This is a genomic window from Halorhabdus amylolytica, from assembly GCF_004944975.1.
Classification (GTDB): Archaea; Halobacteriota; Halobacteria; order Halobacteriales; family Haloarculaceae; genus Halorhabdus; species Halorhabdus amylolytica.
In genome coordinates, this window is sequence record NZ_SPQG01000006.1 from 86,860 (window position 1) to 107,036 (window position 20,177).

Sequence of the window (20,177 nt, forward strand, 5' to 3'; positions counted from 1 at the left end):
GTTCGCCGAGTATTGCGAGGCGAGCCTCGGGAGACGAACGTAGTGAGTCTCCCGGTGTTTGAACCCAGAACCAGACGGTCGTTCGCTTCGCTCACGCTGCGACTGGTAGGGCTTCAAATCCAGTCTATACCGTATTTGCCGCTCGCGGGTTTGCTCGCGCCTCTCACGGGTCGCTACGCTCCCCGTTCGAGAGTTCGGCGACCCTCACAACATTCGGGTCGCCCACGCCAGGACTGGGATTTGAACCCAGAATCCCGAAAGGGAACACGCTTTCCAGGCGTGCGCCTTACCGTTCGGCCATCCTGGCTCGTTGGGAACGTCTGTGATGGTCGGGTTAAGCGTTTACGTTCTCGATCGACGAGTGCTCCGCGGCCGGATCCTCACTGACGTCCGCGGAGCCGTGGACCGACAATCGCCGCGAGGATTGCCCCGCCTGCGGTGACGAGTATCGCAATCCCGGCCTTCACAGGCGGGTCGACCCGTGCGGGGGTCAGCAGTTCGTACCCCTGGAGCAAGACCAGAAACGAGAGCCCGCCGACCAGGCCCCACAGGAGGGCCGCCCGCCAGTCCGTTTCGGCCGTCATCTCACAGCGCCGCGACGGCTTCGATCTCGACGCCGACGCCCTTCGGCAGCGCAGCCACCTCGACGGCGCTGCGGGCCGGCGGGGATTCCTCGAAGAACGTCTCGTAGGCCGCGTTCATCGCCTCGAAGTCGTCGATGTCCTCGACGTAGACTGTCACTTTCAGCACGTCGTCCATGTTCGCGCCGGCTTCCGCAAGGACCGCCTGGACGTTCTCTAAGGCCTGCTGGGTCTGGACATCGATGTCCGCCTCATCGAGCAGATCTCCGTCTGGCGTCAGCGGGATCTGTCCGGCGGTGAACACCAGATCGTCGGTCGCTGTCGCCTGGCTGTAGGCACCGACAGCGGCGGGTGCGTCGTCAGTCTCGATCGTGCGCTTCATACGCTCGTTCCCGACGGCCACGAGCATAAAACCGCCGTCGATGCCTGTTACTTATGATGGCGGCCGTCCTCGGATCCCGTATGGATACCCGACTACGGTACGGACTCGGTGTGTTGATGCTCGGCCTGGGGAACCTGACCGTCGGGATCACACAGTTTGTTGTCGGCGATCAGTCGACACTGATCGTCGTGTTGGAACTGGTCGTGGGCGTCCTCTTGATCGGATTCGGCGCCGCCGTCGTCAACAATCCCGACCGGCTCGACGCCGATCAGATCTCGACGCGGCTGTTTCAGGCGATCGGCTGGATCGGTATCGTTCTGGGTGGATTGATGTTGGTCTGGTCGGCAATAGTCGTCGTCGGGGCGCTGTGATCGGATTTCGGATCGCGGGCGGTCAGCGATCCGCACAATACTCGACGAAGTTCCGGAGGATGCGAAGGCCGGCGTCGCCCGACTTTTCGGGGTGAAACTGTGTTCCCATGACGTTACCCGCCTCGTTGGCGACGACGCTGGCGAAGTGCTCGCCGTAGTCGGTCGTGGCGACGATCGCAGCCGGATCGTCCGGCCGGGCGTAGTAGGAGTGGACGAAGTAGGCGTGTTCCCCGTCGACACCGGCGACCAGCGGGTGGTCGCGTTCGACTGAGAGTTCGTTCCAGCCCATGTGTGGGACCTTCCGATCGCCGTTGAATCGGAGGTTCGTTCCCGGGATAAGGTCCAGTCCCTCGACGTCGCCCTCGCCGGCATGTTCGGCCTCCTCGCTGTCGGTCAACAGCATCTGCATGCCGAGACAGATCCCCAGCAACGGCTTGCCGTCCGCGGCGGCATCGAGCAGGACATCACGGAACGGGCCTGCGTTATCCATCCCCTCGCTGAACGCCCCTACCCCCGGCAGCACGATCCCGTCGGCGGCGTCGAGATCGGCCGGGTCGTCCGATATCTCGACGTGGGCGTCCGCGCGTTCGAGCCCGCGCGTGACACTCCGGAGATTACCCAGTCCGTAATCGAGGACGACCACCTCGGCGGTCGCCTGGCGCTCGGTCATACCTGTCGTTCGATCGGCCCGGTCTTGGCCCTTTCCGTTCGCTCAACAGTTGCCGATCGTGCCCAACGTGATCCGGCTCGTCCGTCGGCACTCACTCCGTCGCGGATCGGGCGACCGAATCGAGGTTCGGGTCGCGATGGGGTGACCGACCGAAGACGGCGTCCGCCAGCCCCTGTTCGTCGAGTTGGTCTTCGAGTACCCGCTCCAGACGGTTGACGCTCGTCTGATCGAGACCGTGGATTTCGATCAGATTCTGATAGGCCGACTCGTCGCTGATCGACGTGAACAGCTCGTACAGCGAGGCCATCTCGTCGGCCGTCAACTCGGCGATCCGCTCGGCGTCCTCGAGACCGAGCTGTCGCCGACGCTCGGCGTCGACGACGTGGCGGATGACCACCAGCGCGACCGTCGGGATCCCCCGCTGACTCCCGAAGGCCGTCAGGTTGAGTTCGGTCATGATCCCCAGGACGCGGTCGCGCTCCCAGGGCGTCAGATCGAGGGCGTTACAGAGCGCGTGAGTGATTCGCGCCTTGTCCAGGCGGTGCATCCGCTCGGCGTGGCCGGCCATTGCCGGGTGCTGCTCGTCGTGGAGACGCCGGAGAGATTCGTCGATGTCGGCGTCCGGGCGATCGGGGCGGCCGATGATCGTTGCACCTGGCGTTACCACGTCCCACTGTCTGATCGTCGCGTCCCGGTTCGCCTCGGCCCGCGAGAGCGTTCCGTCCCCCGGTTGCGTCGAGAGTTCCCGCTCCTCGCGCCACTCCCGACGCTCCCGATCGGCCGGCTCACGGGCCCTGTTGACACCGTTCTCTCCCTCGCTATCCATCACTACGTAACTCCTCGCCACGGACAGTTGAATCCACTGGGTCCGGATGAATTCACGTCCACTGAATTCCGACTCGTTCGCAGAAACCCCGTCTATATCTCCACCTTGTAACGGGAAGTACTTAAAGAAAGCCGGGAGCGAGTCAGTCGTCGATGACGTGCTGCTCGACAGCGTGTACCGAACCGAAAATCACCGAGAGAAACCCCGTCTATATCTTCACCTTGTAACGGGAAGTACTTAAAGAGGTTCGGGGAGAGTGCTTAGAAGTCCCCCAGTTCGGCCTGCCCGCCGTCGCCGGCCAGGTCAGCGGCTTGCCGGATCGTTTCCTCGAACGTATCGCGCTGACTACGATCGTACAGCGTCGCCGCCGGATGCACGCAGACCAGCACGCGCCGCCGCGCGCCGCCGATTTTCACTTCTTCGATCGACCCGGCCTCGCTCGTGACGGCAACGTCCCGCCCGAGGAGGTGTTCACCCGGCACCTTTCCGAGCGTGACGATCGCCGCGGGATCGAGCAGTGCTATCTCCCGTTCGAGATAACCGCGGCAGTTTTCGAGTTCCTCGCTTCGGGGATCCCTGTTCTCGGGCGGGCGACACCGTACGCAATTGGTGATCCGAACGTCCGCGCGGGCCAGTCCGGCATCCCTGAGCGCGTCGTCGAGCACGTCACCGCTCCGGCCGACGAACGGTTCGCCGTCGCTGTCCTCCTGTTCGCCGGGCGCCTCGCCGACAAACAGTAGATCCGCGTCAGCTGGTCCGACGCCGTCGACGATTCGCGACCGCGAGGCGACGAGTTCCGGGCAGCGTTCACAGCCCGTCACCGTGAGATCGTCCATGTGGTCCATGGTCGGGCGTGCGAACCGGGTCGGCAAAAGCCCCCCTATCGCTTGCCGGAGACGAACGCGCCATCCGCAGCGCGGGCCGCCAGCCGCGCCACTCGGAGCGGCTCGGGTCGCCCACCCTCGGGAGTGAACGACCGGACGACCTCGCGTGCTTCTGCCCCGCCACAGCCGACCTGACGAACGTAGACCGTCTCGTCGTTGACGGATAACCGCACGCGCTCGGGATGAGTGCGGTAGGTCGCCAGTCGGCCTTCGAGTGCCTCGCCGGAGAACTCCTCGCGAAGCGTCGACTCCAGCCCGTCGCTCTCCTCGAAGGTGACAGAGATCACCGGCCGTCCGGTTGCCTCGTGTACCCTCCGCAGATCGACGACGTTGAACCATGCCGGGGCGATCCCGGCGACGAGCAGGTAGCGCACGTCCTCGCGGTCGATACGCTCGACCATGTCGACGATCGCGTCGGTGGCGTCAGTCCCACCGACAGTGCAGGTTCCGAAGACGAACCCGTCGACGACACGGCTAGCGCGGACGACCGCGCCGGCCAGTGTCGAGCGCTCGTCGACAAATGATTCGGCGATACCCAGGGCACGAACGCCCGCTTTCATGACGATAGCCGCCGGGAACGATCCCGCCAGACGGACGCGACCGAGATCCGCACCGAAGACGGCAATCGGCCGACGGTCACGCCAGCCACGTCAGGTGTTCTCCTTGATGTCCGATAACTTATCGATCAGTTCGTCGTTCGAGGCGGTAAACTCGAACTCCACGTCGCCATCGTGTGTGTTTTCGGCGGCGTTGACCCCTTCGTCGTCGTCAAAATCAGCGTCGAGATCTTGCTTGTCCTGTTCGGATTCGTCGTAACTCCCGAACCCCATGTCGTGTGTCCCTATGACGTTCGTGGTGAAAAATCACACGCACCACCTTGTGCCGTGGTAGCAACTCGGAATGCGTGCCATCGAATCCCACCGCCAGACTCAACAGGCCGTTCGACCCAATCCAGTCGTATGGACGTTCACAACGTGACCGAAGAGGCCGAGACGTTCACTTCCAACGCCTATCTGGCGACCGGTGAGCGCCCGACACTCGTCGATGCGGGAGCCATGTCAGGCGTCGTCGACGTGATCCGCGAGCGCACCGACGAACTCGACGCCGTCGTGTTGACTCACCAGCACGGCGATCACGTCGCGGAACTCGGTGCGGTCCTCGAGGCCTTCGACGCCGATCTGTACGCCTATGCCGAGCATCCTCGGCGGACTGCCGCGCTTGAGGACGGCGACACCGTCGATATCGGCGACGAGTCCTTCGAGGTCGTCTACACGCCGGGCCACGCCGACGACCACGTCTCGCTGGTCAGCGAGACCTCCCTCTTTTCGGGCGACGTGGTCGTCCACGACGACGGTGCCTTCGAGTACGGGAGCTTCGGCCGAACGGACAACCCCGGCCAGTCCCGGGAGCGTCTCATCGAGTCGGTCCGGGGGTTGCTCGATCGGATGCCCGCGAGCGTCGAAGACATGTACAGCGGCCACGGCGGCGTCTTCCACGGCGACGTTCGGGACGTCGTCGAGACGGCGCTTTCCCGTGCCGAGAAGCGCGAACCGAAGTACGACTGATCGTCGCTGGGAGCGTCCGACGATTCACTCGAGTCGCCGTTCTCGCTTTAAGTATCTCTGGCTACAAGGTACCGATATAGACGGGTTTTCTCCGAGCAGTTCTTATCGCCAGTTCACGTTAGTATTTTGACGGACGATAGAGCGGCCGATCGAGGATGCCGGCGTTCTTTAAGTGTTTCCCGTTACAAGGTGAAGATATAGACGGGGTTTCTGGCGGCAGTTTTCCGCATTGCTTATCGCCGAGGCTGGGGTCGATAGAGGCTGGCCGCCAGAGCGATACGGTTTTGAGACGCCACCGAGAAGCCGTGTCCATGTTACCACGCCAGTACGTCCGCGAGCATCCCGAGGAAATCAGGGAGGCCCTCGATGCTCGCGGCGTCGAGGATGTCGATCTCGACGAGATGTTGAAGATCGACGAGGAGTGGCGCGAACTCAAAGCCCGCGGGGATGACCTGCGACACGAACGCAACGAAGTCTCCTCGAAGATCGGCGAGCTAAAACAGGAGGGTGATGAGGAAGCCGCCCAGGAAGCCATCGAACGCTCCCAGCAGCTAAAAGAGGAACTTCAGGAGGTAGAAGAACGCGCCGACGAACTCGAAGGCCAGTTACAGGAGCGACTGCTGGAGATCCCCAATATCCCACAGGACGGCGTTCCCGAGGGCGACGACGAGCGCGACAACGTCGAGGTCCGGAGGTGGGGCTTCGACGAACTGCGGGACCTGCCGGATGATGTCACGCCCCACTACGACCTTGGCGAGGAACTCGACATTCTGGATTTCGAACGCGGTGCGAAAGTCTCGGGCGGCGGGTTCTACTTCTTGAAGGGCGATGCCGCTCGCCTGGAACACGCTCTCATCCAGTTCATGCGTGATATTCACCGCGAACAGGGATACTCGGAAGTGTTCCCGCCGATCCCCGTCTCCAGTGAGTCGATGACCGGAACGGGCCAGCTACCGAAATTTGCCGACGACGCCTACAAACTCGAAGACGAGGACCTCTGGCTGTGCCCGACTGCGGAAGTGCCGGTAACGAACATGTATCGCGACGAAATCCTGCTCGCGGATGACCTTCCGCTGAAACACCAGGCCTATACTCCAAACTTCCGCCAGGAAGCCGGGGAACATGGCACCGAGACCCGCGGGATGGTCCGCGTCCACCAGTTCAACAAGGTCGAACTGGTCAACTTCGTCGAACCCGAGGACAGCGACGAGCGACTCGGGGAGCTACTCGACGAGGCCGAGGAGGTGCTCAGGCGGCTCGGACTGCCTTACCGCGTGCTGGATCTCTGTACCGGTGATCTGACCTTCGCCTCGGCGAAGACCTACGACATCGAGGTCTGGGCGCCGGGCGACGACATGGAGGAGGGCCCCGAGACAGGCGGGCGCTGGCTGGAAGTTTCTTCGGCGTCGAATTTCGAGGACTTCCAGGCCCGGCGGGCAGGTCTGCGTTATCGGCCCGAACGCCACGAATCCGCCGAACACCTCCACACGTTGAACGCCTCCGGGCTTGCGCTACCGCGCGTGATGGTCGCGATCCTGGAGTACTACCAGAACGACGACGGCACCGTGACGGTCCCCGAGGCGCTCGTCCCCTACATGGACGGTCAGGAACTGCTCGAAGGTGGAGAGCCGGTCGGCGAGAGCGCACTCGGCGCCGGCGATCGGGACTGAGCGGTCGGCACTCGGTCACGTTCCGGGCTCAAACCGATCCCGTACTCGGGCGTCCGTTTGCGCACCTGCTCGAAGGGTCCGCGTTCGGCGACAGGTCCAAACGGGTGGCGACAGTGCTCACATCTATGGCCGACGATCAACTCGCGGATCTCGCCGGATCGGTACTCGAACTCGAAGACCTGCTGGACTATCAGGACGGGGCAATCGTCAGCCGGACGCTGGTGGACCGGGAGGCCGCGACGCTGACGATCTTTGCCTGCGACGAAGGCCAGACGATCAGCGAACACACCGCCCCCCACGAGGCACTTCTGCAGGTACTCGACGGCACCGCCCGTGTCACGATCGACGAGACGGATTACGAACTGGAAGCAGGCGAATCGATCGTCTTCCCCGCCGACACGCCCCACGCAGTCGCCGCTGAAGAACGGTTCAAGATGCTATTGACGATGATTCGATAGATCGCTCCGTCGGCGTCCGGGAGCGTACTACTCGGGACCTCTGAAGACCCGGATCGTGTCGCGGTTCGTCCGCTCGACGAGAAGCTGTGCCAATCCCAGATCCGTGAAGACGGATTTCCAGTCGCGGTGATAGAGCGGGAAGTCGTCATTGACGTAGCTGACCTCTTCGGCGTCCGGCCCTCGGTTGGGTCGATTCCCTTCATTCTCGGCGGTGATCAGCAGATCGCCGGTGATCCGAACGAGTTCCTCGAAGACCCACGCGTCGTCGGGGTGGACGTGCTGGAGGGTTTCGACCGAGTAGACGACGTCGTAAGCGTCGTCGGGAAACTCCGGAAGGTGGTCCTCGATCGCACCGCTGAGGAAGGTTCCGGTGTCGGCGAGGCGCGGATACTCCTCGGCCATCACTTCGAAGGAGTCGTCGTTGATGTCGATCCCGGCGAGGTCCTTGTAGCCGGCCTCAAGGAGGTGGGCGAGATGGCGACCCGAGCCACACCCGATTTCCAGAATGCTCGCGTCCTCTGGCGCGTAGTACTCGATGACGGTCGCGAGCGTCTCGCTCACCTCGTTCTCGCCGATGTGGGCGTAGTACTCCGGCGAGTAAGCGCCGTCGCGCTCGGCCCAACTCCGGCGGTTGTCCTCCGGGTCCATGCGAGTTACGGGGAGTAGGACGGTGGGCGCAAAAAGGGCGACGAACCGGCCTATCGCGGTGATGGCCGTCGCTCAGGACGCTGGTATTCGCTTGGCTCATAATGATACTTCAGAGTATCATACTTCAGAGTATCATACTTCAAAGTACGATCATTCACGAAATCGACGTGGTGGGCATCACGACGGGCCAGACGCTGATCGTCGGCGAGTGCAAGTTCACGCAGACTCCGCTCGGGTACGACGCGTTCTCGAAACTTCAGGATCACGTCGAGGAACTCCGATGGACGCCCGAAGACGGGGGCGATCGGGTCGAGACGTACGCGCTCTTTTCCCGGAGTGGATTCACCACGGCAGTCGAAGAAGCCGCTGAGGAACGCGACGATCTCAAACTGTTCAGTGCCGGTGACGTCGTCGAAGCGCTCTCATGAGCGGGTTTTGGAGTGACAGAGTGGGGGGCTGCACAATCGTCACTGGCCCTTCCCTCACTGAGCGAAATAACGATCAGAGTATCGTTATCGTTGCTGGATGGCGTGCAGGATCGAGGGCGCAAATTCATCACAGTTGTACCACGATTGAGTTGATCGGAGTCATTACAACCAATTCAGTCCCAAAGAACGGACGCGTATTGCTTTCTCGGGAAACCGGTCGGCCGTCACAGGGAATACGAGACGGTGCTTGTCCTTTCACGGCCGCGCCGATACCGCTCTGACATCAAATACCACCACCCTCGGAGTGAATCGGCCTCCACTTTTTTCCAATCCATGGGCATACTGGCAGGCATGGCTCCCCGCGATAGATACCTCCTCTTGTTCGCCCTGGGGCTGGTGCTCGTGGTAAATCCGGTGTACCTCTTCCCGAACGGCGTCCCCCGCGAGGAAGCAGTCACTTATCGGGCCGAACAGATAGAAACTGTCGAAGACGCACACAACGAATTACCGGTCTTTGCAGTCCTCGACTGTGCGCGAACGATCACCCACCGCGAGTGCGTCCAGGCCCGCCAGGTCGGATATGACGGACGACTTGCCGTCGATACCGATACGGAGGTCGTCCCCGAAGATGACGAGACCGGCCTCTACTTCGGCTACGACTACGTCCGGTTTGCCCAGGGCTATGCAAAACCAAATGCCTCACTCGACGACGGCACGCTCGTTCTCTCGTTCGGCCCCGTGTCTCGGGACCATGTCCTGGGTACGTACGCTTTCCCGTTCGATGAGGTGCCACCGCTCGGCAAGCGAGCGATCCGCAACGGAACCGCCTCGACGACCCGGCTGTTCACGGAGTTCGACGACATTGACCCGATCATCGACGAAGAACAGCGGCTCGTCAACCGGAGCGGGACGTTCTATCGACTCGAGCTCGAAAAGAAAGTGTCCAACCGGCAGTTTCCGCCGTGGATACTCGGGATGGTTCGAATCATCGGCGTGATCGGTGGCGGGGCGCTGGCGTTTCTCGCCAGCGGTCGATACACGCGTCTCTCTGTCTCTACGCATGGTGCTCGAGAATAGGGGAGGGGGGCGATATGAATCGACACAGAGAGCAACCATCGAAAATGTATGCTACTGATTCTATCCTCTACATCTTGCACAGCTCGATCCCAAAATTTCGAGACAAATAGCACTGTTCGGTGTCTTCGGTACGAGCACCGTCACCTCAGGCTGACGCCGCGCTACAACGCTTCTTTGTAGGCGTCCAGGGCCGTCTCGATATCTTCCTCGGTGTGGGCTGCCGAGACGAACTGCGATTCGAACTGGTTCGGCGTCAGGAACACGCCCTGTTCTTTCATCGCGGGCCAGAAAAGTCGCTCCCAGCGCTCGGTCTCGGCCCGATCCACGTCCCCGCCGTTCTTCGGGCAGGCCTCGTAGCTCGGACACGATTCGCGCTGGCGACACCCCGACCCGCAGTGGTTCTCGCCGCTTGCCCCGTCCCGCGTGAAGATCACCTTGAACATCGAGTCCGACCCGACGACGGTGTACTCGGGGGCGCGATCCGCGACGATGTCGGTCAGTCCCTCGCGCATCTGCTCTCCCAGATCGTTGACCTGCTCCCAGACGCCGTTCTCGGCGGCGTAGCGAAGCGTCTCCAGGCCGGCGGCCATCGTCACCGGGTGCCCCGAAAAGGTCCCCGACTGGAAGACCTCCCCGGCGGGCGTGAACGACTCTACGATCTCGCTTTTCCCGCCGATCGCGCCGACCGGGAACCCGCCGCCGACGATTTTTCCGAAGGTGGTCACGTCGGGCTCGATGCCGAACTTGCCCTGGGCGCACTGCGGGCCACCGACGCGGAAGCCGGTGATCACCTCGTCGAAAATCAGGAGGGAGCCGTAGTCGTCACAGAGGTCCCGAAGGGTTTCGTGATAGCCTTCGACGGGGTGGACGATGCCGTGATTGCCCAGGATCGGCTCGGTCATGACCGCGGCGATCTCGTCGCCGTGGTTCTCGAAGACGCCCTCGACGTATTCCTCGTCGTTGAACGGCACGGCTATCGTGTGCTCGGCGAAGCTCTCGGGGATGCCGGGGCTCGACGGAGCAGTGTGACAGCCTTCGCCCTCGACGAGGGTCGACTCCTGGGCGCCGTGATAGGAGCCCTGCATGATGACGATCTTGTCTCGTCCTGTATAGCCGCGGGCGAGTCGGACGGCCGAGACAGTTGCCTCAGTCCCCGAATTGACGAAGCGGACCATCTCGACGCTGGGGACGTGGCGCGCGACGAACTCCGCGAGTTCGACCTCGACCTCGGTGGGCGCGCCGTACATCGGTCCCTCGGCGGCCCGCTGCTGGATCGCGGACTGGACCTGTTCGGGCAGGTCGTGGCCCAATAAGAGGGGTCCATAGCCCATCACGAAGTCCAGGTAGCGGTTGCCGTCGGCGTCGATGACATGGCCGCCGTCGCCGCGCTCGACGAAGAACGGGTACGGTTGGATCGCCCGGACCGAGGAGTTGACCCCGCCCGGGGCGACCGACAGCGCGCGATCGTACAGTTCGCGGGAGCGATCGTGGTTCATGGGCGGCGGTTCGGCCGGCAGTGGAAAGTAGTTGACGACGAATGGACGACGACAGTTCATCAGCGCCCGTGCCTTTACTGTCCTTGCCGCCGCCGTTCTCGTATGCACGATCTCACTCATCCGATCGAGACCGGAATGCAGACGTATCCGGGTGATCCGCCCGTCAGCGTCGAGCCGGTTGCGACCCACGACCAGGACGGGTACCGCGAATCCAAACTCATCTGTGGCACTCACGCTGGAACTCACGTCGACGCCCCCGCCCATATCGTCCCTGGCGGTCGAACGCTGGGGGCGTTCGATCTCGAATCGTTCGTCCGGACGGCTCGGGTCGTCGACTGTCGTGAGTTTGACGCCCGCGAGGCGATCTCACCCGACTGCGTGCCGTCGGTCGGTCCCGACGTGGACTGTCTGGCCTTTCGGACCGACTGGGACGAACACTGGGGAACGAAACGGTATCTCGATCATCCCTATCTCTCGCCGGCGGCCGCCGAGTGGTGTAGCGACCAGGATTTGGCAGTCGCTGTCGACACACTCAATCCCGATCCGACCCCGAGCGACCGCGCCAGTGACGACGATCCCGACGGATTTCCGTCCCATCACGCGATTCTGGGGGCGGGACAACTGATCTTCGAGAACCTTCGAAATCTGGGGTCGGTCGACGAACGATTCGAACTCCAGGCGTTTCCGCTCAAACTCGACGGCGATGGCGCACCCGTTCGTGCCGTCGGCCTGTGAGTGGAACTGTCTCGGCGTCGATCAAACCGCAAGCACGACGGCAGCGGTCGTCAACGCACTCAACGTGACCCCCGCAACGGCGAGTTTGGCGGCCTGGACGTCGTCGGCCCGTCGGTAGTTCGGATCGTCAATCTCGCCGGACGTGCCGCCGGCCCCGCGGAAGTCGTAGCGGCCCAACAACGCCAACCGGACGCAAAAGGCCGTGTGGGCCTGTAGCCCCCACTCGAAGCCGATCGCCAGCGGCACGAATACGCCGACGAGGACGGGATCCGGGAGCCAGCCCAGCACTGTCGCGACGACCTGGGCTGTCGCCAGCGCGAACGCCGCTACCGCGACGGCGAGACGGCGACGACGCTGGTCTGGTCCGATATTGCACGCCCCGGGCTGGTAGGAACTCATCGGTTCATCTTTGCCCGCAACGTCGGAGTGCCTTGCGATACCGGCCTCAGTGAGGGCTGCCGTCCTACCTCAGACGGCGTCGGCCCCGCGCTCGCCGGTACGAACCTGGACGGCGTCGGCAACCGGCAGCACGAATATCTTTCCGTCGCCTTTCTCGCCGGTGTGGGCTGCCTCCCGGATCGCCTCGACGACATCTTCGCTAGGAACGTCGGCGACCACGCACTCGATTTTGACTTTCTGGTGGAGGTCGACCACGTACTCCTCGCCGCGCCACTGGCCCGTCCTGGCGGCCTGTGAGCCGCGACCCGAAACCTGCGTCACCGTCAGGGAGGGAGCACCGACCTCCGCCAGTACGGTCTTGACGTCCCCGAGTTTCTCCGGACGGACGATAGCCATCACGAGTTCGATGTCGCGTTCGCCCGTCGTCGAGTCGTCCGTAGCTGGATCGTCCGCCGCGTCGTCAGCGGTCGCAGTGTCCGACGATCCGTCGTCATTCATCGTGACCACTCCCGTCGGTGCGAAGCTGCGGAGCGCCGTCGGTCATCACCGTCGGTTCCTCGCCGGCCCCGAACTCGGGGTACGTCTCGACGCCGTGTTCGGAGGCGTCCAGACCGTCGCGCTCGTGTGGGGCCGAGACGCGGGCCTCGCCGATCGCACGGAGCCCGCCCCAGACGAGTGCCGTTGCCAGAACCGTCCAGGCGGCGATGATCGAGACGCCGAGTAGCTGGGCGACGAACGCCTCGAGGACGGAGACTCCGCGGTCTGCGAGTACGCCCGGCGCGGCCACGAAGGGAAAGGCCAAGGCCCCGAGTATCCCGGCACTGCCGTGGACGGGGAAGACCGCACAGACGTCGTCGATGTGGAGGCGCTTCTCGACGAACGTGAACACGACCGGCAGTTGCGCGCCGGCCAGCCCGCCGACGAGGAACGCGCCCCACCAGGCTGTCGTGTTCGGGATCGCCGTGATCCCGACGAGGCCGGCCAGCAGGCCGTTGGCGACGTACAGCGTGTCGACCTTGCCGGTCTTCAGCCAGGCGACGAGGCCAGCCCCCATCGCTCCGGCGGCCATCGAGAGGGTCGTCGCCATCGCGACCCGCCCGAGTGCGTCGCCCATGAACGCGATCCCGTCACCCTGCGTGACGAGAATTTCGAACTGCGTGCCGACGTTGAACCCGTACCAGCCGAAAGCAAGCATGAGCGTGCCCAGGACGGCGAACGTGATCGAGTGCCCCGGAATGACAGTGACCGAGTCGTCGTCGAAGCGCCCGAGACGGGGACCGAGGATCCAGGCTGCTGTCAGCCCGGCGATCCCACCCATCCCGTGGACGATCATCCCGCCGGCGAAGTCCTGAAAGACGACTTCGGTTCCGAGCACCATTCCGGTGATCGAGGCGACCAGTCCCGTCTCGGCAGTCCAGGTGAACCCGATCACGACGGGGTAGATGACCGCCGCGAGAACGATCGTGTAGGTGACGTACGCACGGAGCTTCGCCCGGCCGGCAACGGCCCCGGAGACGATCGTCGCCGCCGTCATCGCGAAGACGGCCCCGAACAGCCAGTCGATCCAATCGGTCGGCGCGAGTTCGAACGCGGGCGTAAAGCCCAGGCCCGCGACCAGATTCGAAACCCCGAATCCGACGAGGAAGAAAAGCGATACTCCGACACTCCAGGTCAACAGGTTCTTCGTCAACTGGTTGGCGACGTTTTTGGCCCTGACCTGGCCAGCCTCCAGCATCGCAAAACCGGCGTGCATGAAGAAAATCAGGAACGTCACGACGAGGATCCAGAGGTTGTTCACTCCCTCTGTCAGCACTGACGGATCGACGGCCACGTCAGCAACACCCCCGTTCGATGGGGATCAAATTCGGTGCGTATTTGTCCACCTTTCTATCCTCAGCTGCCACGTCCATTGCATTCATCACGGGTCGACGGGTGGGGCATTGGAATACAAATAGGTTTGGTTTAATACGTCACAAATTAGGATTCTAGGGTTGATGTATGTCCAAAATGGAGAACAATATTATGCATATAAGGACATTCATCGTCCGGTGTGAGGCAGGATTTGGGCGACAGAACTGGACGTTCGTACGCCAGTTTGGGACAGAAAGAGGGGTGATCGCGGGGGGACCGCGCGCGGCTCAGTCGTCAGTGGTCTCGATCCGCAACGGTTCGCATGTCCGGACGGTGTCAAGTACCACGTCGACGGTGACTGATCGAACCGCCGGTTCGGTCAGCAGTTCGGCGACGTGCTCGTGCATGTCGTCGGTGTCGCGGAACCGCCCGACCAGGACGAAGTCGTCCTCGCCGGTCACCTCGTAGGCCGAGCGGACCCAGGCGTATTCCCCGAGCGTCTCGGCCACGGCTTCGGTCGATCCGCCGACGTGTAACCGAACGACGGCAGTCACGTCGTACCCGAGCGCGTCGTAATCGACCCGGGCAGTGTAGCCCTCGATGACGCCGGCGTCCTCGAGAGTTTCGATCCGCCGTTCGGCCGTCTCGACGGCGACACCGACCGTACCGGCGATCTCGCGGATCGAGGCACGGCCGTCCTCGAGGAGGGCATCGACGAGCGCGCGATCGGTGTCGTCTAGGTCCATGCCGTCTCCGTGTTCTCAGACTGCTTCGGGCCCGCTCTCTCCGGTACGGACCTGGATGGCGTCCTCGACGGGCAGGACGAAGATCTTGCCGTCGCCCTTCTCGCCGGTGTGGGCCGCCTCCCGGATCGCCTCGACGACGTCCTCGGCGGGGACCTCCGCCACGACGCACTCGATTTTGACCTTCTGTAGCAGGTCGACGACGTACTCTTCGCCGCGCCATTGGCCCTTCTTTGCGGCCTGGGATCCCCGCCCGGAGACTTGCGTCACCGTCAGGGAGGGGGCGCCGACCTCCGCGAGAGCCTGCTTGACTGCACCCAGGCGATCGGGCCGGATCATCGCCATGACCAGTTTGATCTCGTCGTCACTCATTCGTTTTCACCCCCGTTGGGCGAGTGACCGCCGTCCGTCCGGACCTCCCCGCCGTCGGGGCTGACGGCCGGACCGGTCCCCGGCGAGCCGGGTTCGCCGCCGACGAATTCGGGGTAGACCGTGACGCCGTGTTCGCCTTCGTCGAGGCCGATGTCCTCCTCCTGGTCGGTGACGCGAAGCCCGAACAGAGCGTCCGCGATCCCGAAGGTGATCGCCGTGGCGACGATCGCCCAGAGGGCGATGACGACGACGCCGACGATCTGCATCGCGAGCTGGGTGCCCGAGAATCCGGCCGTCGAGAAGACGGGGATCAGTGCAGTCCCGACCGCGCCGGCGACGCCGTGGACCGCGAAGACGCCACAGACGTCGTCGATGCCGAGCGTGTCGACGGTGAACCGGAAGGCTGGCAGGACCAGCGCCCCGGCCAGCCCGCCGAGGATCATCCCGCCCCACCAGGTGACGTGCGGGACGGCACCCGTCACGGCGACTAACCCGGCCAGCAGGCCGTTTGCGGTCCAGAGCGGGTCCGGCTTGCCCTGCCAGGCGTTGGAGACGACCATCGCCATCACCGCACCGGCACCCATCCCGAGCGTCGTGTTCAACGCGACGCGGCCGAGTTGCTCGCCGAGGAACTCCCCGCTGCTCGTAAAGATCGACGACGTCCCGACGTTGAACCCGTACCAGCCGAAGGCCAGGATCAGCGTTCCCAGGACGGCCAACAGCATCGAGTGGCCGGGGATCGGCTGGCTGTTACCGTTCTCGTCGTAGCGACCCTTCCGCGGACCGACCATGTACGCGCCGACGAGCCCGGCAATACCGCCGAGCATGTGGACGACGGTCGCACCGGCGAAGTCGAGGTAGCCGACGCCGATCGCCTGGCCAATGAAACCACCGGACGCCAGCAGACCGCCCCACCACGTTATCCCTTCACTGACGGGGTAGATCACGGCGGTCATCACCGCGGCGACGAAGACGTACGCGCCGAAGTTCATCCGCTCGGCGACAGCCCCGGAGACGATCGTCGCCGCCGTCATCGCGAAGACCGCACCGACGAGCCAGGTGACCCAGCCGCCGGGACTGCCCCAGTAGGCGAAGGCAGCACCGATGTCGATGCCCCCGCCACTGGTCGCCGGGCCGACGATCCCGGCGAGCCCGTACCCGATCAGGAAGTACGCGATCACGCCGAGCGTCCAGTCGGTCATGTTCTTCATCAGGACGTTCCCGACGTTCTTCGCGCGGACCTGGCCGGCCTCCAGCAGTGCGAACCCGGGTTGCATGAAGAAGATGAGGAACGCCACCGTCAGCGCCCACACCATGTTGATACCGCTGGCGACTTCCCCGCCGACAGCCATCTACGACACCCCCGTTCCAGCGTTTGCGGCTATTTCTGATATTTCGTGTACTTTTCCGCCGTATTCGGCCACGTTCGTAGTTGCCATCTCGGTTCCACTCCATGAAAGGGTGGTATATAATTCCTGGGGTCGACACACCTTTATTTCCAGTCTATTATAGGATAAACGTCCAATATTGGGTAGTATATTAAGGATATAAGGTCATCGTTCGTCCAGCGTTCTCGAATAGGTGCTCGGGGAACTGGACGATCATCAACGGTATCGAACGGTGTCGAGCGACGAACGATGGGATTGGCGTCGCGCGCGCTTCGATCGACGAGAAAACTGCCAGCGTTCAGAGTGCGTCGGTCCCGCGATCACCGGTACGGACCTGCATAGCGTCGCTGACGGGCAACACGAAGATCTTGCCGTCGCCCTTCTCGCCGGTGTTCGCCCCCTCGCGGATCGCCTGGGCGACGGTCTCGGTCCGATCAGCCTCGACGACGCACTCGACCTTGATCTTCTGATGGAGGTCGACGACGTACTCCTCGCCGCGCCACTGGCCCGTCTTCGCCGGCTGGGAGCCCCGTCCGGAGACCTGGGTCACCGTCAGGGAGGGCGCGCCCGCTTCCGCGAGGGCGGCCTTGACGTCGCTGAGTTTCTCCGGCCGGACGATCGCCATCACCATTTCGAGGTCGGTGGCTGCCGACATACGGAGCCACCTGCGGTGTCGGCGTGCATAAACCCCGGGCAAAACGACAGTGGTGGTGAGTCCGACGACGCGTCAACGCTACAGCCGCCCTGCCAACGCGTCCACGCTACAGCCGCCCTGCCAACGCGTCCACGCTACAGCCGCTCGGCAAGATCCTCGGCGAAGTACGTCACAATCAGATCCGCGCCCGCACGCTTGACAGACAGCAGCGACTCGTAGGCGGTCTCCTCGAGGTCGAGCCATCCCTGCTCCGCGGCGGCGTGCAACATTGCGTACTCCCCGCTGACGTTGTACGCGGCGACGGGGTGATCGAAGCGTTCGCGGACGTCACGGACGATGTCGAGATAGGGTAACGCGGGTTTGACCATCAGCACGTCGGCCCCCTCCTCGACGTCAAGTTCGACCTCGCGCATGGCCTCGCGTGCGTTTCCGGGGTCCATCTGGTAGTGTCGCCGGTCGCCGAAGGTGGGCGCGCCGTCGGCGGCGTCCCGGAAGGGGCCGTAGAAGGCCGACTCGTACTTGGCGGCATAACTCATGATGGGGACGTCGGTGTGACCCGCGTCGTCTAACCCTTCGCGGATCGCCCCGACCATGCCGTCCATCATCGCCGATGGGGCGACCATGTCCGCGCCCGCTTTGGCATGAGAGACGGCGATCCGGGCGAGCGCCGAGAGCGTCTCGTCGTTGCGGACTGTCAGCGTCGGGTCTTCCCGTGCGCTTGATTCGATGAGTCCACAGTGGCCGTGCTCGGTGTACTCACACATGCAGACGTCAGTAATGACGTAGGCGTCGGTCTCGGCCGTGATCCCCCGGACGGCCTCCTGGACGACGCCGTCGTCGGCCCAGGCTTGCGATCCTTCGCTGTCCTTCGATTCGGGGATCCCGAAGACGATGACGGCCTCGACGCCGGTCTCGCGGATCTCCGCGACGCGTTCGGCAGCCTGCGTGACTGGGACGCGCTCGTGGCCGGGCATCGTCTCGATCGGCACCCGTTCGTCGGTCGTCGCATCGACGAACACCGGTGCGATCAGGTCACTCGCCGCGAGGGTCGTCTCCCGGACCAGCGGTCGAACGCCGTCCGTCCGAAGTCGACGCGGTCGCCGAGTGAGCCCTGGCTCGTCGGTCATACTCGCAGTTGGGCCGAGTGCGGCAAAGTCGTTATGTCTCCCCGCCGTCGTCCGTCAGATTGTCGATCCCCCGAGAACCGTCCGGAATCGCTCGCCGGCCGCGTCCCTGGCCCTGATCGCTTCGAGAACCGGCTCGTCCAGCCACCCCCCCTCGACGTAGCGCTCGTAGACTGGAAGGCGCTCCCGCAGCGGGACCCCTGCCTCGTCGGCGATCGCTCGAAGTTCATCGAGGGCCGGCCAGGCGTAGTCGGGGTTGACGTGGTCGTCGGTGACCGGTGAGACGCCGCCGAGATCGTCGACGCCGCAGTCAAGCAACTCGCGGGTTCGAGCGAGGTTCGGCGGCACCTGCACCGCGATCTCCTCGGGTAGTCCCGCCCGCGCCATCGCCACCGTCCGGCGCATCGTTTCGAGACTCGGCGGCTCCCGGTCCCAGCGTTCGTTCGGCGAGACCGGCTGGACGATCACTTCCTGGACGTGGCCGTATCGCTCGTGCAGTGCCCGTATCGCGAGCAGGCTTTCGGCACGGTCTTGCCAGTCCTCGCCGATTCCGACGAGGATGCCCGTCGTGAAGGGGACGCCGAGTTCGCCGGCCGTCCTGATCGTCGCCAGTCGCTGGGCTGGCTCTTTCCGGCGGGAACCCGAATGGGCGCGGACGTCGGCAGTCGTCTCCAGCATCACGCCCATGCTGGCGTTGACGTCCGCCACCGCGGCCATCTGTTCGTGGGTCTGATCGCCCGGGTTGGCGTGCGGAAGCAGTCCCTCCTCTAAGGCGATCTCGCAGGCTTCCCGCAGATAGGTGTGGATCGAGTCGTGGCCCCACTCGGCGAGTTGCGCGTGGACCGCGTCGTAGCGGTCGTCCGGATCGTCACCGAAGGTCAACAGCGCTTCGGTACAGCCAGCGTCGGCTCCCTCTCGACAGATCTCTCTGACTTCCTCGGGACTCAACAGCGACGCCTGCCCCGGCGGGTCGTAGTAGGTGCAGTACGTACAGGTGTACCGGCAGGCGGTCGTCAGTGGCACGAAAACGTTCCGGGCGAAGGATAGCTCCGATGGCCCCGAGACGTCCTCCGGCGTGACGGACAGCAATCGCTCACGCTCGGCGGGATCGATTTCGATGTCGACGTCGTACTCCTGGGCCCCGGGAATCACGCCCCGAAATCGGGACAGCCCGGACAAAAACGTTCTGACGGCGGCAGTGACGAAGTCGAAACGACACGAGACGTCATCGACCGCTCAGCGTTTGATGCCAACTCGTCCCGGTTCGATGGCAATTTCAAAACCACGCTCGCGGAGCCACCTGCTGGCCTGTCCCTCACTGTGTAATAGCACTTCGGCGAGATCCTCTGGCTCGTCGATGTCGGTCCCCAGCCGGTAGGAATCAACCTCGATCGGGTCCACTCCGATCTTCGTTGCGATCGCCCGGTGATCCCGGATCGAAGCGTCGTGGTAGTCGACACGGAAGTCGGGGTGTCGGGTCACGAGCGCGTTCGTCCCGCCGCCCCGTCCCGGGGCGAGGACGACCTCGCCGTCGACACTGAACAGTCGATCTATCGTTTCGGGCGTGACCAGCGGCAGGTCGGACATGATGACGGCTGTTGGGACGACTGCGTCCGCGAGGCGATCGTTCACGGCGTCATCGAGCGGCCGTTCGTCGACGGTTACCGGCACCTGCATGTCGATCGGTTCGGTGGCCACGACAGTCGGGTCGCCCCCGGTACCTTCGATCGCCGCGAGCACATCCGCCAACATCGCCCGGGCGAAATCCATACGCTCGTCGGGTGCGAGAACGGGATCGAGTCGCGTCTTGGACTCACTCGCATCGAACGGGACGAAAATCCGCATTCTGGAGAG

The 20,177-nt window shown here is 63.8% G+C and carries 26 protein-coding genes and 1 tRNA gene; 7 read left to right on the plus strand and 20 right to left on the minus strand.

What is annotated here, in order from left to right; all coding sequences use genetic code 11:
* Positions 1-225 precede the first annotated feature (225 nt).
* The 3 genes from E3374_RS09655 to E3374_RS09665 all read right to left on the minus strand — a co-directional run bounded on the left by E3374_RS09655 (position 226) and on the right by E3374_RS09665 (position 963).
* A tRNA-Ser gene (locus E3374_RS09655) sits at positions 226-307 on the minus strand.
* Between the two features lie 73 nt (positions 308-380).
* Positions 381-584 (minus strand): hypothetical protein, encoded by a 204-nt coding sequence (locus E3374_RS09660; RefSeq protein WP_136688877.1) that lies wholly within the window; start codon positions 582-584, stop codon positions 381-383.
* 1 nt (position 585) lies between these two features.
* Positions 586-963, minus strand: coding sequence for a Rid family detoxifying hydrolase (locus tag E3374_RS09665; RefSeq protein WP_136688878.1), 378 nt, complete (start codon positions 961-963; stop codon positions 586-588).
* A gap of 80 nt (positions 964-1,043) precedes the next feature.
* Between E3374_RS09665 and E3374_RS09670 the strand changes: the two genes are divergently transcribed.
* Positions 1,044-1,334, plus strand: coding sequence for a hypothetical protein (locus E3374_RS09670; protein WP_136688879.1), 291 nt, complete (start codon positions 1,044-1,046; stop codon positions 1,332-1,334).
* Positions 1,335-1,356: 22 nt separating this feature from the next.
* Here the strand turns inward: E3374_RS09670 and hisH are convergent, their stop codons facing one another.
* The 5 genes from hisH to E3374_RS09695 all read right to left on the minus strand — a co-directional run bounded on the left by hisH (position 1,357) and on the right by E3374_RS09695 (position 4,544).
* Positions 1,357-2,004 carry an imidazole glycerol phosphate synthase subunit HisH gene (hisH, locus tag E3374_RS09675; protein WP_136688880.1) on the minus strand — a complete coding sequence of 216 codons (648 nt, stop codon included), beginning with the start codon at positions 2,002-2,004 and terminating at the stop codon, positions 1,357-1,359.
* A gap of 91 nt (positions 2,005-2,095) precedes the next feature.
* A complete protein-coding gene (locus E3374_RS09680) occupies positions 2,096-2,830 on the minus strand; it encodes a DNA-directed RNA polymerase subunit epsilon (RefSeq protein WP_136688881.1) in 735 nt (244 codons plus the stop codon).
* A 260-nt stretch (positions 2,831-3,090) separates the two neighbouring features.
* Complete coding sequence (locus tag E3374_RS09685) at positions 3,091-3,675, minus strand: uracil-DNA glycosylase (RefSeq protein WP_136688882.1); 585 nt, start codon at positions 3,673-3,675, stop codon at positions 3,091-3,093.
* Between the two features lie 35 nt (positions 3,676-3,710).
* Positions 3,711-4,274: an endonuclease dU gene (locus E3374_RS09690; protein ID WP_136688883.1), complete on the minus strand. Its 564-nt coding sequence runs from the start codon at positions 4,272-4,274 to the stop codon at positions 3,711-3,713.
* Between the two features lie 90 nt (positions 4,275-4,364).
* The gene (locus E3374_RS09695; protein ID WP_136688884.1) at positions 4,365-4,544 is read right to left on the minus strand and encodes a DUF5786 family protein; all 180 of its coding nucleotides are present in this window, start codon (positions 4,542-4,544) and stop codon (positions 4,365-4,367) included.
* Positions 4,545-4,673: 129 nt separating this feature from the next.
* Between E3374_RS09695 and E3374_RS09700 the strand changes: the two genes are divergently transcribed.
* The 3 genes from E3374_RS09700 (at position 4,674) to E3374_RS09710 (ending at position 7,407) form a co-directional block, all read left to right on the plus strand.
* The gene (locus E3374_RS09700) at positions 4,674-5,279 is read left to right on the plus strand and encodes an MBL fold metallo-hydrolase (protein WP_136688885.1); all 606 of its coding nucleotides are present in this window, start codon (positions 4,674-4,676) and stop codon (positions 5,277-5,279) included.
* Between the two features lie 311 nt (positions 5,280-5,590).
* Positions 5,591-6,949, plus strand: a complete 1,359-nt coding sequence (serS, locus tag E3374_RS09705; protein ID WP_136688886.1) for a serine--tRNA ligase — start codon at positions 5,591-5,593, stop codon at positions 6,947-6,949.
* Positions 6,950-7,074: 125 nt separating this feature from the next.
* Positions 7,075-7,407, plus strand: a complete 333-nt coding sequence (locus tag E3374_RS09710) for a cupin domain-containing protein (RefSeq protein ID WP_136688887.1) — start codon at positions 7,075-7,077, stop codon at positions 7,405-7,407.
* 27 nt (positions 7,408-7,434) lie between these two features.
* On the opposite strand, the gene E3374_RS09715 is transcribed toward E3374_RS09710, so the two are convergent.
* The gene (locus tag E3374_RS09715; RefSeq protein ID WP_136688888.1) at positions 7,435-8,055 is read right to left on the minus strand and encodes a class I SAM-dependent methyltransferase; all 621 of its coding nucleotides are present in this window, start codon (positions 8,053-8,055) and stop codon (positions 7,435-7,437) included.
* Between the two features lie 170 nt (positions 8,056-8,225).
* Here E3374_RS09715 and E3374_RS09720 point away from each other — a divergent pair, with 170 nt between their 5' ends.
* Complete coding sequence (locus tag E3374_RS09720) at positions 8,226-8,483, plus strand: hypothetical protein (protein WP_211194941.1); 258 nt, start codon at positions 8,226-8,228, stop codon at positions 8,481-8,483.
* 351 nt (positions 8,484-8,834) lie between these two features.
* Positions 8,835-9,560 carry a hypothetical protein gene (locus E3374_RS09725; protein WP_136688889.1) on the plus strand — a complete coding sequence of 242 codons (726 nt, stop codon included), beginning with the start codon at positions 8,835-8,837 and terminating at the stop codon, positions 9,558-9,560.
* 161 nt (positions 9,561-9,721) lie between these two features.
* On the opposite strand, the gene hemL is transcribed toward E3374_RS09725, so the two are convergent.
* Positions 9,722-11,056, minus strand: a complete 1,335-nt coding sequence (gene hemL, locus E3374_RS09730; protein WP_136688890.1) for a glutamate-1-semialdehyde 2,1-aminomutase — start codon at positions 11,054-11,056, stop codon at positions 9,722-9,724.
* Positions 11,057-11,158: 102 nt separating this feature from the next.
* On the opposite strand from hemL, the gene E3374_RS09735 reads away from it, so the two are divergent.
* Positions 11,159-11,791: a cyclase family protein gene (locus tag E3374_RS09735; protein ID WP_136688891.1), complete on the plus strand. Its 633-nt coding sequence runs from the start codon at positions 11,159-11,161 to the stop codon at positions 11,789-11,791.
* Between the two features lie 21 nt (positions 11,792-11,812).
* Here E3374_RS09735 and E3374_RS09740 read toward each other — a convergent pair whose 3' ends face one another.
* From E3374_RS09740 to cofC, 10 genes are all read right to left on the minus strand, one after another.
* Positions 11,813-12,190, minus strand: coding sequence for a hypothetical protein (locus tag E3374_RS09740; protein ID WP_136688892.1), 378 nt, complete (start codon positions 12,188-12,190; stop codon positions 11,813-11,815).
* Positions 12,191-12,259: 69 nt separating this feature from the next.
* On the minus strand, positions 12,260-12,688 hold the full coding sequence (locus tag E3374_RS09745; RefSeq protein WP_394347457.1) for a P-II family nitrogen regulator: 429 nt from the start codon (positions 12,686-12,688) through the stop codon (positions 12,260-12,262).
* Entirely contained in the window at positions 12,681-14,021 is a 1,341-nt protein-coding gene (locus E3374_RS09750; RefSeq protein WP_248299437.1) for an ammonium transporter, read from the minus strand. The genes E3374_RS09745 and E3374_RS09750 overlap by 8 nt, the downstream gene beginning before the upstream one ends.
* Positions 14,022-14,328: 307 nt before the next feature.
* The gene (locus tag E3374_RS09755; RefSeq protein ID WP_136688893.1) at positions 14,329-14,787 is read right to left on the minus strand and encodes an Lrp/AsnC family transcriptional regulator; all 459 of its coding nucleotides are present in this window, start codon (positions 14,785-14,787) and stop codon (positions 14,329-14,331) included.
* 15 nt (positions 14,788-14,802) lie between these two features.
* Complete coding sequence (locus E3374_RS09760) at positions 14,803-15,156, minus strand: P-II family nitrogen regulator (protein ID WP_136688894.1); 354 nt, start codon at positions 15,154-15,156, stop codon at positions 14,803-14,805.
* Complete coding sequence (locus E3374_RS09765; RefSeq protein WP_136688895.1) at positions 15,153-16,508, minus strand: ammonium transporter; 1,356 nt, start codon at positions 16,506-16,508, stop codon at positions 15,153-15,155. Before E3374_RS09765 ends, E3374_RS09760 begins: the two co-directional genes overlap by 4 nt.
* Before the next feature lie 334 nt (positions 16,509-16,842).
* Entirely contained in the window at positions 16,843-17,199 is a 357-nt protein-coding gene (locus tag E3374_RS09770) for a P-II family nitrogen regulator (protein ID WP_136688896.1), read from the minus strand.
* A 134-nt stretch (positions 17,200-17,333) separates the two neighbouring features.
* On the minus strand, positions 17,334-18,326 hold the full coding sequence (gene hemB, locus E3374_RS09775; protein ID WP_136688897.1) for a porphobilinogen synthase: 993 nt from the start codon (positions 18,324-18,326) through the stop codon (positions 17,334-17,336).
* 54 nt (positions 18,327-18,380) lie between these two features.
* Positions 18,381-19,475: a 7,8-didemethyl-8-hydroxy-5-deazariboflavin synthase subunit CofG gene (cofG, locus tag E3374_RS09780; RefSeq protein ID WP_136688898.1), complete on the minus strand. Its 1,095-nt coding sequence runs from the start codon at positions 19,473-19,475 to the stop codon at positions 18,381-18,383.
* 84 nt (positions 19,476-19,559) lie between these two features.
* A complete protein-coding gene (cofC, locus tag E3374_RS09785) occupies positions 19,560-20,168 on the minus strand; it encodes a 2-phospho-L-lactate guanylyltransferase (RefSeq protein WP_136688899.1) in 609 nt (202 codons plus the stop codon).
* Positions 20,169-20,177 lie beyond the last annotated feature (9 nt).